Annotated in this window: 10 protein-coding genes and 2 other annotated features (1 of these 12 running past the window's edge); of the genes, 9 read left to right on the forward strand and 1 reads right to left on the reverse strand. The window is 30.8% G+C overall.

Annotated features, from left to right (window positions below; genetic code table 11):
* Positions 1-123 (forward strand) — a binding site (T-box leader); it begins 77 nt to the left of the window's first position.
* Between the two features lie 223 nt (positions 124-346).
* The 7 genes from leuS to CHL78_RS00415 all read left to right on the forward strand — a co-directional run bounded on the left by leuS (position 347) and on the right by CHL78_RS00415 (position 10,722).
* Positions 347-2,767: a leucine--tRNA ligase gene (leuS, locus tag CHL78_RS00385; protein ID WP_094368584.1), complete on the forward strand. Its 2,421-nt coding sequence runs from the start codon at positions 347-349 to the stop codon at positions 2,765-2,767.
* Between the two features lie 445 nt (positions 2,768-3,212).
* A complete protein-coding gene (gene ilvA, locus CHL78_RS00390; protein ID WP_094368585.1) occupies positions 3,213-4,430 on the forward strand; it encodes a threonine ammonia-lyase in 1,218 nt (405 codons plus the stop codon).
* Positions 4,431-4,624: 194 nt separating this feature from the next.
* Complete coding sequence (locus CHL78_RS00395) at positions 4,625-5,005, forward strand: RidA family protein (RefSeq protein WP_094368586.1); 381 nt, start codon at positions 4,625-4,627, stop codon at positions 5,003-5,005.
* Positions 5,006-5,316: 311 nt separating this feature from the next.
* The gene (gene sdaAB, locus CHL78_RS00400; protein WP_094368587.1) at positions 5,317-5,991 is read left to right on the forward strand and encodes an L-serine ammonia-lyase, iron-sulfur-dependent subunit beta; all 675 of its coding nucleotides are present in this window, start codon (positions 5,317-5,319) and stop codon (positions 5,989-5,991) included.
* Positions 5,992-6,012: 21 nt separating this feature from the next.
* Entirely contained in the window at positions 6,013-6,891 is an 879-nt protein-coding gene (gene sdaAA / locus CHL78_RS00405) for an L-serine ammonia-lyase, iron-sulfur-dependent, subunit alpha (protein ID WP_094368588.1), read from the forward strand.
* Between the two features lie 326 nt (positions 6,892-7,217).
* Complete coding sequence (locus CHL78_RS00410) at positions 7,218-9,830, forward strand: calcium-translocating P-type ATPase, PMCA-type (protein WP_094368589.1); 2,613 nt, start codon at positions 7,218-7,220, stop codon at positions 9,828-9,830.
* Between the two features lie 76 nt (positions 9,831-9,906).
* Positions 9,907-10,722 (forward strand): Cof-type HAD-IIB family hydrolase, encoded by an 816-nt coding sequence (locus tag CHL78_RS00415; protein WP_094368590.1) that lies wholly within the window; start codon positions 9,907-9,909, stop codon positions 10,720-10,722.
* Between the two features lie 113 nt (positions 10,723-10,835).
* Here the strand turns inward: CHL78_RS00415 and CHL78_RS00420 are convergent, their stop codons facing one another.
* A complete protein-coding gene (locus CHL78_RS00420; protein ID WP_094368591.1) occupies positions 10,836-11,081 on the reverse strand; it encodes a hypothetical protein in 246 nt (81 codons plus the stop codon).
* 195 nt (positions 11,082-11,276) lie between these two features.
* Positions 11,277-11,487: a binding site (T-box leader), on the forward strand.
* A 232-nt stretch (positions 11,488-11,719) separates the two neighbouring features.
* On the opposite strand from CHL78_RS00420, the gene CHL78_RS00425 reads away from it, so the two are divergent.
* Together CHL78_RS00425 and argH are read left to right on the forward strand one after the other, a co-directional pair.
* Positions 11,720-13,216 carry a Na+/H+ antiporter NhaC family protein gene (locus tag CHL78_RS00425; RefSeq protein ID WP_094368592.1) on the forward strand — a complete coding sequence of 499 codons (1,497 nt, stop codon included), beginning with the start codon at positions 11,720-11,722 and terminating at the stop codon, positions 13,214-13,216.
* Between the two features lie 58 nt (positions 13,217-13,274).
* Entirely contained in the window at positions 13,275-14,591 is a 1,317-nt protein-coding gene (gene argH, locus CHL78_RS00430) for an argininosuccinate lyase (RefSeq protein WP_094368593.1), read from the forward strand.
* Positions 14,592-14,635: the final 44 nt, after the last annotated feature.

Consider the following 14,635-nt stretch of genomic DNA (forward strand, 5'->3'; position numbering starts at 1 on the left):
AAGATATCTTTGAACTTGCTAGATAAATACTGTTTGGCCGTAGTTGGCATAAAGACTATCTAAGAGAGTCTAGTAATAGGCTAATTAGGGTGGTACCGCGAAGATATAATCCTCGTCCCTAAACGTAATGTTTAGTGGATGAGGATTTTTTTATTATAAGGAAATTATAATTTCCAACTACTAACATTGAGCAACGGGCATGTTCTTTATGCCGTTGGCGATATGAGCAAAGCGAATTTTTTATTAAGTAAATTTTTGATATTGAGAAGTTAAATTATCAGTTTATGGATAAAATAACTCTTATATTCAATTAGTAAAATATAGAAAAAATCAAGGAGGACGTAACATGAACGTTTATAAACCGAATGAAGTTGAAGCTAAGTGGCAAAACACTTGGGAAGAAAATAACCAATACAAAACAGATACTACAGATTCATCAAAGCCAAAATACTATGCACTTGAAATGTTCCCGTATCCATCAGGGAAATTACATATGGGTCACGTTAGAAACTATTCTATAGGTGATGTAGTTGCTAGATTTAAGAAGATGCAAGGATTTAATGTTCTTCATCCGATGGGATGGGATTCATTTGGACTTCCAGCTGAAAATGCAGCTATAAAGCATGGAATACATCCAGATAAGTGGACTATGGAAAACATAGAAGACATGAGAACTCAATTTAAGACATTAGGTCTTAGCTTTGACTGGGATAGAGAAATAGCAACATCTACACCTGAATACTACAAGTTTACTCAAGAAATATTCTTAAAGTTCTTAGAAAATGGTCTTGCATATAAGAAGAAATCTTTCGTAAACTGGTGTCCATCTTGTGAAACAGTTCTTGCAAATGAACAAGTTGTTCAAGGAGAATGTGAAAGATGTGATTCTTTAGTTATAAAGAAAGACTTAGAACAATGGTACTTTAAAACTACTCACTTTGCAGAAGAATTACTTCAAGATTTAGATACTTTAACTGGATGGCCAGAAAAAGTTAAAACAATGCAAAGAAACTGGATTGGAAAAAGTACAGGAGCAGAAATAACATTTGATATAGATGGTACTGATAAGTCAGTAACTGTATTTACTACTAGACCAGATACAGTTTATGGGGTTTCTTATATGGTTCTTGCTCCAGAGCATGAATTAGTAAAAGAGTTAGTTGCAGGAACAGAATATGAAGCTGATGTAGATACTTTTGTAGCTAAGATGCACAAGATGACTGAAATAGAAAGAACTTCTAGTGATGTAGAAAAAGAAGGAATGTTCATAGGACAGCATGTTATAAATCCAGTAAACGGAAAAAAAGTACAATTATGGATAGCAAACTATGTACTTGCTGATTATGGAACAGGTGCAGTTATGGCAGTTCCAGCTCATGATGAAAGAGATGCTGAGTTTGCAGCTAAGTATGATTTAGAAGTGATTGAAGTTATAAATGAAGATAATGTAATGGTAAACTCAGCTGAGTTTGACGGTATGGATGCTTCAAAAGCGTTTGATACTATAATAGAAAAAATAGAAGAAATGAAAATAGGAAAGAAAACAGTTAACTATAGATTAAGAGACTGGTTACTTTCTAGACAAAGATACTGGGGATGTCCAATACCTGTAGTATATTGTGATACTTGTGGTATAGTACCTGAAAAGAAAGAAAACCTACCAGTATTATTACCTACAGATGTTGAATTTACAGGAAAAGGTGAATCTCCGCTTACAACTTCAAAGACATTTATGAATGCAACTTGTCCTACTTGTGGTAAGCCTGCTAGAAGAGAAGCTGACACAATGGATACTTTTGTTGATTCTTCTTGGTATTTCTTAAGATATATAGATCCTAAAAATACTGAAGAACCATTTAGCAAAGAAGCAGTTAACAATTGGATGCCAGTTGATCAATATATAGGTGGAGTAGAACATGCTATATTACATCTTCTTTACTCAAGATTCTTTGTAAAAGCATTTAATGAAATGGGGATGCTAGACTTTAAAGAACCATTTAAGAACTTATTAACTCAAGGAATGGTTTTAAAAGATGGAGCTAAGATGAGTAAATCTAAAGGAAATGTTGTAGCACCAGTAGAGATAATAGAAGAATATGGGGTTGATACTGCTAGATTATTCGTATTATTTGCTGCACCACCAGAAAGAGATTTAGAATGGTCAGACCAAGGTGTTGAAGGATGCTTTAGATTCTTAAACAGAGTATATAGATTAGTGGATGAATTAGCAGAAGTTGCTAAGAGTGATGTTTCTATAGGTGAATTAACTAAAGAAGATAAGGCTATGAGATATACTATAAATGCTACATTAAAGAAAGTAACTGAAGATCTAAATGAAAAGTTTGGATTTAATACTGCAATATCAGCTCTTATGGAGTTAATAAATGAAATGTACAAGTACAAAGAGTTAGATAACAGAAATAATGGTGTTATAAAAGAAGGTATAGACACTATAGTAACTATACTTGCACCATTTGCTCCTCATATTGGTGAAGAATTATGGGCTATGATAGGAAAAGAAGGAAGCGTATTTGATATAAGCTGGCCAAGATACGATGAGAGTGCATTAGTTAAAGATGAAGTTGAAATAGTAGTTCAAATAAATGGAAAAGTAAGAGGAAAGTTAAGTGTAGCTGCAAATATTTCAAGAGAAGAAATGCAAGAAGTAGCTATGGGTGATGAAAAAATAAAAGAATTAGTTGAAGGAAAAACTATTGTTAAAGTAGTTGCAGTTCCTAAGAAATTAGTTAATATAGTTGTTAAATAATAACATACTTATAAAAGTAACCTTTGTACAAAGGTTACTTTTTTTATTAAATATAACTCATAATCTAATAAATTAAAGAAAAGTAAGACAAAATATTAAAATTAATAAATATGATATAATTAAAATAATAATTTAAGATGATAGGGGATATTACTTTTGAAGTAATAAAAGAATTAGTTGATGAGATAACAGTTGTGAAGAAGAAATATAGAAAAATATTAATTTATAAACTGGGTATAATAAAAAATATATTTGGCTTATAAAAAATATTTTAGAAAAGGTCGGTCATACTGTTAAATGAAGAGAAATGTAGAAAATTGTTGGTATATTTCGATAAGTTTAAAAATTATGAAAAACCGTTTTCATATTGATTTTTGTAGAAAGAAGGTATAAAATAAACATTGTTAAGTAGAAAACAAAACTAATCTCACAGGGGTGAATTAATATGGCAAAAGTTACATTAAAAGATATTCAAAATGCTAAAAATACTATAAAAGATATAGTAAAAAAGACAGACATGTTAGAAAGTACAAAGCTTAGTCAAATGACTGGAGCAAATGTTTATTATAAATGTGAGAATCTTCAAAAGACGGGTTCATTTAAGGTTAGAGGTGCATGCAATAAGATAGCAAATCTTACTGAGCAAGAAAAGGCAAACGGTGTTATAGCATCAAGTGCAGGAAATCATGCTCAAGGGGTTGCATTAGGTGCTAAGATGAGTGGAATAAATGCAACTATAGTAATGCCAGCAACAGCTCCTCTTGCAAAGGTAACAGCAACTAAGGGATATGGGGCAGAAGTAGTTTTAGAAGGATTAGTATATGATGATGCATATGCTAAGGCAGTAGAAGTACAAAAGGAAACTGGAGCAACATTCTTACATCCATTCAATGATGAGTATGTTATAGCAGGTCAAGGTACTATAGGTCTTGAAATATTTGAACAATTAGACTATAAAGTAGACACTATATTATGTCCAATCGGTGGAGGGGGAATAATAGCAGGTATAGCTGTAGCTGCTAAAGCTCTAAACCCAAATGTTAAAATAGTTGGTGTTCAAACTGCAAATATACCTTCAATGCATGAGTCTATGAAGCATGGAAAAGTAACATCAGCATTCAATGATACAACAATAGCTGATGGTATAGCAGTAAAAACTCCTGGAGATTTAACTTTTGAAATAATAAAAGAATTAGTTGATGAAGTTATAGTAGTAGAAGAGTCTGAAATAGCTCAAGGTATGTTATTCTTAATGGAGCACCAAAAGGTTGTTGCTGAAGGATCAGGTGCAGTAACTACAGCTGCACTGTTAAGCGGTAAATACGCACCTCAAAAAGACGAAAATGTAGTGTGTGTAATATCTGGAGGAAATGTGGACGTTAACACAGTATATAGAGTAATTGGAACGGCATTAGCTAAAGAAGGAAGAAGATATTCATTTAACACAGTTATTCAAGATAAGCCAGGCGGACTTGCAGAGTTAACTAGAGTAATAAGTGCAAATGATGGTAATATATTAAGTGCAAATATATCTAGATTAACAACTGGTGGAGTTCTAGGTAAGCAAAGTGCTGAATTAGTTTTAGAAACATTTAACCATGAGCATATAGCTAAAATACAAAAAGCTATAAAAGATTCTGGTTTTGATATAATAGAAATGTAAACTATATTTTGTGATTTACAAAATATTATTTAAGGTAATAACATATAGTCTAAATAATATAAAATAAAATATTATTTAGACTATATAAAAAAATGTATACATTATACTATTTAAAATAGTATAATAGTAGTTGCAAATCTGCACTACTATATATAGTGAAGATAAGAATTTAACAATTTAAGGAGGAAATAAAAATGAAAAATCAAGTAATACATACTGATAATGCACCAAAAGCTATAGGACCATACTCTCAAGCTGTTAAAGCTGGTAACTTATTATTCGTATCAGGACAAGTTCCTTTTGTACCAGAAACTATGGAAATAGTTGAAGGTGATGTAAAGGCTCAAACTGCTCAATCATTAAAAAATGTTGAAGCGATATTAAAAGAAGCTGGAGTAGATTTCTCTCACGTGGTTAAGTCTACAGTATTCATAAAAGATATGAATGAATTCGCAGCTATAAACGAAGTTTATGCTGAATTCTTCGGAGAAAACAAGCCAGCTAGAGCTTGTGTAGAAGTTGCAAGATTACCAAAAGATGTTAAGGTTGAGATAGAAGTAATAGCTACAATATAATTTGAAGTGTTACTCTGTAATAGATTTTGGGTACTTATTAAAATGGCCAGTATAAATGCTGGTCATTTTAAATCAGGATGATTTATTTGTAATAAAAGCATATTTCTGTAATTAAATAGTTAGATTAAGTATAGTAAGAAAGTATATAATTAGATAATTGACAAACAATGTATAATTATATATAATGCATAAAATATTTATGCATATATGTCAGCTTAGGATAAATACTATTTATATGTAGAAAGAGATTTAAAAATTTTTTAAACAGATTATTAGATAGTCGACATTTAAGACAAGAAAGAGGTAATATAATGGCTAAAGATTATAGTGTATTTGATGTTGTTGGACCTAACATGATAGGACCATCAAGCTCTCACACAGCTGGAGCAGCTAGATTAGGAAAGACTGCATCTAAGATAGCAGGAAAACCAGTAAAAGAAGTAAAATTCTTACTTCACGGATCATTTGCTGAAACTTACAAAGGTCATGGTACAGATAAGGCATTAGTAGGTGGTATATTAGGATTTAATCCTGATGATGCTAGAATAAGAAACTCTTTTGATATAGCAAAAGAACAAGGTGTAAAATTTGAATTTGAAAAAGTAGATCTTGGAGATTTCGAACATCCAAATACTGTTAAAATTGAAATGATATTAGAAGATGGATCAACATCAACTGTAAAAGGTGCTTCTATAGGTGGAGGTAACATAATACTTACAGAGATGGATGGACTTTCATTAAACTTCAATGGGTCAAGACCAGCTGTAATATTAGAAGTAAAAGATATACCAGGAGCAGTATCGTTTGTAACGGGTCTTCTTGCTCATAACAATAAAAATATAGAAATGATGTCAACAAATAGGCCAGCTGGTTCTAAGTATACATTTGTTACAATAGAAACAGACAATGCTTTAGAAACAGACATATTAGAACAATTAAAGAAATTCGAAGTTGTAGCTAAGGCTGTAGTTTTAGACAAATTTTAATGAGTAAGGAGATAAATGACAATGAAATATAACTTCACAAGCGGAGCAGAATTAATAGAAAAATGTAAAGAATTAAACATGACTATAAGCGAGTTATGTATAGAAAGAGAAATAGAACTTTCAGGATTATCTAAAGAGGAAATAAGAGAGAAAATGAAAGTTAGTTTAGATATAATGAAATCAGCTACTGAAAAAGCTGTTGAAGAAGATATAAAATCAGTTGGTGGACTTATAGGTGGAGAAGCTAAGAAATTAACAATATTCAGAAATAACCATAGATCAGTATGTGGAGACTTAATGAATAAAGCTTTAGTTGCTGCAATGGGAACAATGGAAGTAAATGCTTCTATGGGTCTTATAGTTGCTGCTCCTACAGCAGGTTCTTGTGGAATACTTCCAGGTGCTGTAGTTACTATAGGTAAAGAATTTGAATTAACTGATGAACAAATGGTAGATGCATTATTTACAGCTTCTGCAATAGGAGCGATAATAACAAGAAATGCAACTGTTGCTGGTGCTGAAGGTGGATGCCAAGCTGAAACTGGAGCTGCTGCTGCAATGGCTGCTGCAGGTGTAGTAGAAATGATGGGTGGAACTCCTGAACAAGCAATACACTCTGCATCTCACTGTTTACAAAATGTTATGGGACTTGTATGTGACCCAATAGCAGGACTTGTTGAGGCTCCTTGCCAAGGAAGAAATGCTATAGGTGTTGCAAATGCTTTAATATCAGCAGAATTATGTCTTGCTGGAATATTAAATATAATACCTTTCGATGAAACTGTAGCTGCTATGTATAAAGTAGGAAAGACTCTTCCTCCAGAATTAAGAGAAACTGCTTTAGGTGGAATAGCTGCAACTTGTACAGGTTGTTCTTTAACTACTAAAATATTTGGATAATAATTAAATTAATATATTAGGAAGCATAGATTTATCTATGCTTCTTTTTTATGTTTTTATATAGTAAATAATTTAAGCTACTTTGCATATAATGTATAAATGGAAATTACTCGAAGGGGAGTAGCTTACACGAAAGTGGTAATTAGCCGTCATTTACAGTAGAGATACTCGGTTAATTAACAAGGTAAACCTTGATAGCAAGACCTTCACAATAGACATTGCTTATATTGTCTATATGAAGGTCTTTTTATATTGAATAAAACAATAAATATCACTCAAAATGACCTCACAATATAAGTATTTAAATTTATTATAGGAGGATGGATATGTTTTATAAAGAAAATTATCAAGAGGTTATTGAAAAATTAGGAACAAATATTCATGGATTAAGTGATGAACAAAGTAGAGGAAGATTATCTCAAAATGGATACAATGAACTTAAAGAAGGTGATAAAGTTCCAATATATAAATTGTTTTGGGAGTCATTAAAGTCTCCATTAGTGATAATATTATTAGTTGCCGTCATAGTACAATTGTTTTTGGGTGAAGTCTTAGAATCAACAATAATATTGGTAGTAGTAATTTTAAATTCAATATTAGAGGTGGTTCAAACTAAGAAAGCAGAAGGTTCGCTAAATAGCCTAAAGGTGCTATCTGCTCCAAATGCAAAAGTAATAAGAGATGGAATAAGGCTAACAATACCGGCGCGAGAATTAGTAATAGGTGACATCGTAAGTTTAGATGCTGGAGATTATATTCCAGCAGATGGAAGAATGCTTGAATCACAGACTCTAAAAGTTGTAGAAGGTGCACTGACAGGAGAATCAGAACCAGTACTGAAGCACATTGAAAAAATAGATGATGAATGTAGTATAGGTGATCAAAAGAATATGGTATTTAGTGGTTCGATGGTTGTTTATGGTAGAGGTGTATTTGTAGTAACTGGAACAGGTATGAATACAGAAGTTGGAAAGATCGCATCTCTTTTGGAAAATGCAGAAGATAAGTTAACTCCGCTACAAATAAAATTAGAAGATTTTAGCAAAAAATTAGGGATAGGAATTTTAGCTCTAGCGATTTTAATTTTTATAATTCAAGTGAGTAGAGGTTATATATCAGGCCTTAATTATAACATGAATCAAATAGTTCTGGATTCATTTATGTTTTCTATTGCACTTGCGGTTGCAGCAATACCAGAGGCATTGTCATCAATAGTTACTATTGTATTAGCTGTAGGAACTAATAATATGGCTAAGAAACAAGTAATAATCAGAAAGCTTCCAGCAGTAGAGACGTTGGGTTCTGCAAGTGTAATATGTACAGATAAAACAGGTACATTAACTCAGAATAAGATGACAGTAGTAGATTTTTATATGAATGGAAATAGCGAAGAAAATTCATATCAATCACAAGTACTTACTATGATATCTTCATTGTGTAATGATTCAGAAATAAGTGAGGATGGCAAAGAAATAGGTGATCCGACAGAAGTTGCTTTAATCAATTATTCTAATAATACTACACAAAACTATAATAATCTAAGAAAAAAATATATTAGGTTAGATGAAATTCCATTTGATTCAGATAGAAAGCTTATGTCAACTATAAATGATATATCAGGAGATTCAATTATGTTTACTAAAGGAGCTCCAGATGTTGTATTTAGCAGATGTAAGTACGCACTCAATAACGATGAAACTGTAGAATTAACAGAAGAAATTCTAAACTCATATAAAATCAAAAATGAAGAATTCTCAAATAAAGAGCTTAGAGTTTTAGCATTTGCAATAAAAGATGTTCCAGATTCAGATTTTGTACCGTGCTTAGAAGATGAGGTAGATATGACATTAGTTGGTATTATGGCTATGATAGATCCACCTAGAGAAGAAGTATATGATGCGGTAAAACAAGCTAAAAGTGCAGGTATAAAGACAATCATGATAACTGGAGATCATAAGACAACGGCATCAGCAATTGCTAAAGAAATAGGTATAATGGAAGAAGGTAATATATCTATTTCAGGTCAAGAGTTAGATGCTATGACAGAAGAAGAATTAGATTCAAAACTAAGTAACATAAGTGTGTATGCTAGGGTGTCGCCAGAAAATAAAATTCGAATTGTTAAAGCATGGCAGAGAAAAAATAAAGTTACAGCTATGACTGGTGATGGTGTTAATGATGCTCCTGCATTAAAGCAATCTAATATAGGAATCGGTATGGGAAGTGGAACTGATGTTGCAAAAGATGCTTCGGATATGATATTAGTAGATGATAATTTTGTTAGTATAGTAAATGCAGTTGAGGTAGGTAGAACAATTTATAGCAATATCAAAAAATCAATAACATATTTGTTTGCAGGAAACTTCGGAGCTATTATTGCAATATTATTTGCAGTATTTGCTGGTTGGTCAAATCCATTTACGGCAATACAACTATTATTTATTAATTTAGTCAATGACTCTTTACCAGCTATAGCGCTAGGTCTTGAGGGTCCAGAAAAAAATGTAATGAATAAGAAACCAAGAAATCCTAATGAAAGTATACTATCAAGAGATACTTTAGAATCTGTAGTACTAAGAGGTATAACAATAGGGATTGTTGTTATTATAGGACAATTTATAGGTATGAAAACTTCAATGCAACTTGGTGTAGCTATGGCATTTTCTACATTAATACTTTCTAGGATTATGCAGACGCTACCAGCAAGATCTAACGAACAAACTGTATTTGAACTTGGTTTATTAACTAATAAATATACTATAGGAGCAGTTATAATATGCTTTACCTTATATCTTATAACTTTATTACCAGTGCTAAGAAATATTTTTGCTATACCTAGTATATTTGGTATAAGTGAATTTATAATATGTTTGGTTTTAGCGCTTACATCTTCTATAGTTATGGAAATTACAAAGGTGTTAAAAAGATCGCAAAATTAATTTGAATAAATAAAAATATGATATAATCTAATAAGGGTATATAAGAAATAAATTTATGAAAAGATGGGGTTGAAGCATGAGTTATAAATTAATAGTTACAGATATGGATGGAACCTTATTAGGAAGTAATCATCAAGTTACTGATGAAAATAAATTAGCTCTTAAAAAGGCATTAGAAAAAGGAATCAATGTTGCAGTAGCTACAGGAAGAATGTTTGATTCAGCTAAGTCACACACAAGTTTTTTAGGGAATAAGATGCCAATAATATCTTGTAATGGGGCATTAATACAAGAAGCAGAAACTGGAGAAGTAATATATTCAAACAAAATGGATTCAAATGTTTGTTTGGATATAATTAATATATTAGAAAAACATAATGTGTTTTATCAGTGTTGCACTAGTGATACATTAATGTGTAAGTACAACAAGGAGTATTTAGAAAAGTATAAAGATATTCATGATTCTATGGCTAAGGAAATTAATATAGTTATAAAAGATGATTTCACGAAAGATGTATTAGAAAATGATATATTAAAACTTATTGTATCAGAAGAAAATAATAGTGAACTATTAGAAAAATTAAAAAAAGATATATCAAAAATAGCTGATTTAGAGATAACATCATCTTGGTTTAATAATATTGAGATAATGAACAAAGATGTTAATAAAGGAAATGCAGTAAGTCATATAGCTAAATATTTAGGAATAGACAAAAAAGACATAATTGCATTTGGTGATAACTATAACGATGTAAGTATGCTAGAATATGTTGGTATGGGTGTTGCTATGGGAAATGCGGATGATTTTATAAAAGAAAAAGCAAATTATGTTACTTCGATTAATGACGAAAGTGGTGTAGCTAAAGCTTTATACAATCTTGCTGGAATTTAATATTATATAAAAAGTCTTCTATGAAATTAGAAGACTTTTTATATATACAAATTTATTTACCACTATATAAAACTTGGAGTGAATATAGTGGTATTTGAAAAATGATATAAAAACTAGTAGTTAATCTCAGCAGCTTTTATATTTGATTTATCATGAGAACTACAAGGTGTAACTCCGTATACCATATTGCAATTTGGGCATTTGTCAACATGAGTACTCATAACAAAAGTGTTATCGCAGTTATGGCAAATTATATCATGAGGGGTTCTTAACGTAAAATTATCTTTTCCTTTACTTCTGATTAAATCCACTACGCTCTTACCGTTATTTTTATCTGTATTAGCACATCCACAGCTCATATTTATATTCCTCCTAAAACTTGTGTATTATAATAATTATACATACCCAGAAATAAAAAGTCTGTAACATAAGATACAATAAAGTAAAAAATAAAATTATAACTTTATACTAAATAGATTATTTGAAATAAAATTAATATAAAAAATATATTGACTATTTAAAAAAATGTATTTATAATCGTAATATATTAAAATATAAATCCGTAGAAAAAGAGAGTAAATATAAATTAAGTTTCAGCGAATTAGGGTTGGTGTGAGCCTAATAACAATATTTATATTGAAGAGAGCTTTAGAGGAGATTATCTGAACTTAAGTAGGATAATAGGTGTTTCTCGCCTTAAGGGAGTAGAGTGGATAAGTTTTACTTATTAATTAGAGTGGTAACGCGGAATATTTCGTCTCTTGGTTTTATAGCCAAGGGACTTTTTTAATATTTGTAGATATTATATTTTGTATTACGATAAATGCTAAGTATTTTTTTAGTTCTAATTATAAAATTTAAAACTATCAATTAGAGTGGTAACACGGATTAGAAATTCGTCTCTTGGTTTTATAACCAGGAGACTTTTTTATTTTACATACAAATTCTAGCTAGAGTAAGTAAATAAATTTTTAATTATAAAACAAGGAGGATTAATATGGAACATTTTGGAATATTAAGTTTATTACCGCCATTAGTAGCAATAATAATGGCAGTATTTACAAAGAACGTTATAATATCATTATTTACAGGGACGTTAGTAGGAGTGACTATATTATCAGGTTATAACCCAATAGTATCTGTCAAATCATTAATAGGCGATTATTTTTTCGAACAATTAACAGATGGTTATAATGCAGGTGTATTAGTATTATTAGTATTTATAGGTGGATTTATTGCACTTATGGAAACGTCAGGTGGAGCTCATGCATTTGCCCAGAAAGTTACAAAGTTTATTAATACAAAGACTAAAGCTCAAATTAGTGCATGGTTTGGAGGAATAATAATATTCTTCTCAGATCTTGGAACACCACTAATAATAGGTCCGATATTTGAGCCAATATTTGATAAATTAAAAATATCCAGAGAAAAATTAGCATGGATAATTGACTCAACAGCTTCACCAGTAGCAGTACTGGTTCCATTTATAGGATGGGGAGTATACGTTATGGGATTGATTCAAAAAGAATTTGAGGCATTAAGCATTACACAATCTGATTTTACAGCATTTATTAAAGCAATACCATTTCAAATATATCCAATACTAGCGCTTGTTATGATTCCACTAATAGCATTTACAAAACTTGATTTTGCAGCAATGCTACGTGCAGAAAGAAGAGTTGAAACAACAGGAAAGCTTCATTGGGATACCTCTAATCCACAAAGAAAATCCGAGAAACTTTCAGATATAGAGGTTAAAAATGCTAAGGCATCTTTAGTTATAGTACCGCTTATAGTTTTATTTGTAACACTATTTGGTATGCTTATACCTCTAGGTTTTCCATTTAAAAAAATAGATGGAAGTGAGTTTAGAATAGCTTTAACTACTGGCTATCTTTTTGCAGCTATAGTTCTTATGGTTTTAATGGTTTATTACAAAACAAAGAAATTCTCAGAGATTTTTAGTATATATATAAGCGGTATGCAAAAGATGATGTATGTATCTATAACATTAATTTTAGCATGGTCTCTAGGTTCAGTAATAAAAAATTTAGGAACAGCAAATTATATTATTCAGGTACTGCAAGGTAATATACCAGGATTTTTAATACCAGCTATATTATTTATATTAGGAGCTTGTGTATCGTTTTCAACTGGTAGCTCATGGGGAACATTTGCAATAATGATGCCTCTGGCTATACCTATGGCAGTATCTTTAGATGCTTCAATTTATGTATGTATAGGAGCAGTACTTTCTGGTGGATTATTTGGAGATCACTGTTCACCGATATCAGATACTACAATATTGTCTTCAACTGGAGCTGGATGTGACCTTATAGACCATGTAAAGACTCAGTTGCCATATGCTATATTAAATGGAATTATTGCTTTTGTAACGTACTTAATAGCAGGATTTATAGATAGTGAAGTAAGCTTGGTTGTTGCGATAATAATGTTAGTAATAACTGTGCTTACAATTAGTAAATTAAAATAGAAGAATCTAGTGAAAGTGCTATAAATGAATATTAAACTATTATAAAGAGGTGGAAAAAATGAAATTATGGGGCGGACGTTTTAGAAAAGAAGAAAATAAACTTATGGAAGAATTCAATAAATCTTTTGAGTATGATAAAGTTTTATATAAAAAGGATATAGAGGGAAGTTTAGCACATGTATATATGCAAGTGAAATGTGGCTTGTTGACAGAAGAAGAAGGCTTACAAATTACTAATGGATTAGTTAAAATACTTGAAGATATAGAATATGGCAAGTTAGAATTAGAAGGGAATTATGAAGATATACACAGCTTTGTAGAATTAAATCTAATAAATAGAATAGGGGAAGTAGGTAAAAAGCTACATACTGCAAGAAGTAGAAATGACCAAGTTGCAACAGATATGAGATTGTATGCAAAGGAGAAAACTATATATTTAATAGATTTAGTGAGTAATCTTAAATTAACATTAAAAGATGTAGCAAGCAAAAACTCTACAATAATGCCTGGTTATACTCATTTGCAAAGAGCACAGGTAGTAACTTTCAAACATCATCTAATGGCATACTATAGCATGTTTGATAGAGATGAAAAGAGATTAAAAAACGCTTTAGAAATCTTAGATGAAAATCCCTTAGGATGCGGTGCTTTGGCTGGGACAACACATAACATAGATAGAAGTATAACTACTGAAAGACTAGGATTTAAAAGAGTAGTTGAAAATTATATGGATGGAGTTAGTGATAGAGATTATTTATTAGAGCTCATGGGAGACTTTTCAATAATAATGATGCACTTGAGTAGATTAAGTGAAGAATTAGTTCTTTGGAGTAGTCAAGAATTTAGCTTTGTAGAAATTGATGATTTATACACTACAGGAAGTAGCATAATGCCTCAAAAGAAAAATCCAGATGGAGCAGAATTAATAAGAGGGAAAACAGGCAGAGTATATGGTAACTTAATGGGGCTTCTAACTGTTATGAAAGGATTACCGTTGGCATATAACAAAGATATGCAAGAAGATAAAGAGGGATTCTTTGATAGTGTAAATACATTAGAGATGTGTATAAAGATAATGAATCTTATGATATCTACATTAAAGATTAAAGAAGAGAATATGAAAAAGGCAGTAAAAGCTGGATTTTTAAATGCAACAGAAGTTGCTGATTACTTGGTGAAAAATAATGTGGCATTTAGAGACGCTCATGGAATAGTTGGAAGTATTGTTATTCATTGTGAAGATAATAATAAAGCCATAGAGGATTTATCTATAGAAGAGCTTCTTAAGTTTTCGGATAAATTTAAAGACGACATTTATGAATTTATTAATTATGAAAGTATCTTAAATAAAGGAAGTAAGAACAATTTAAAGTAAAATTGCAAAAAGTGCGTACTTTTCTAAAATACATGATATTAAAT

It is taken from the genome of Romboutsia weinsteinii (assembly GCF_002250835.2).
In the GTDB taxonomy this organism is placed as follows: Bacteria; Bacillota; Clostridia; order Peptostreptococcales; family Peptostreptococcaceae; genus Romboutsia_A; species Romboutsia_A weinsteinii.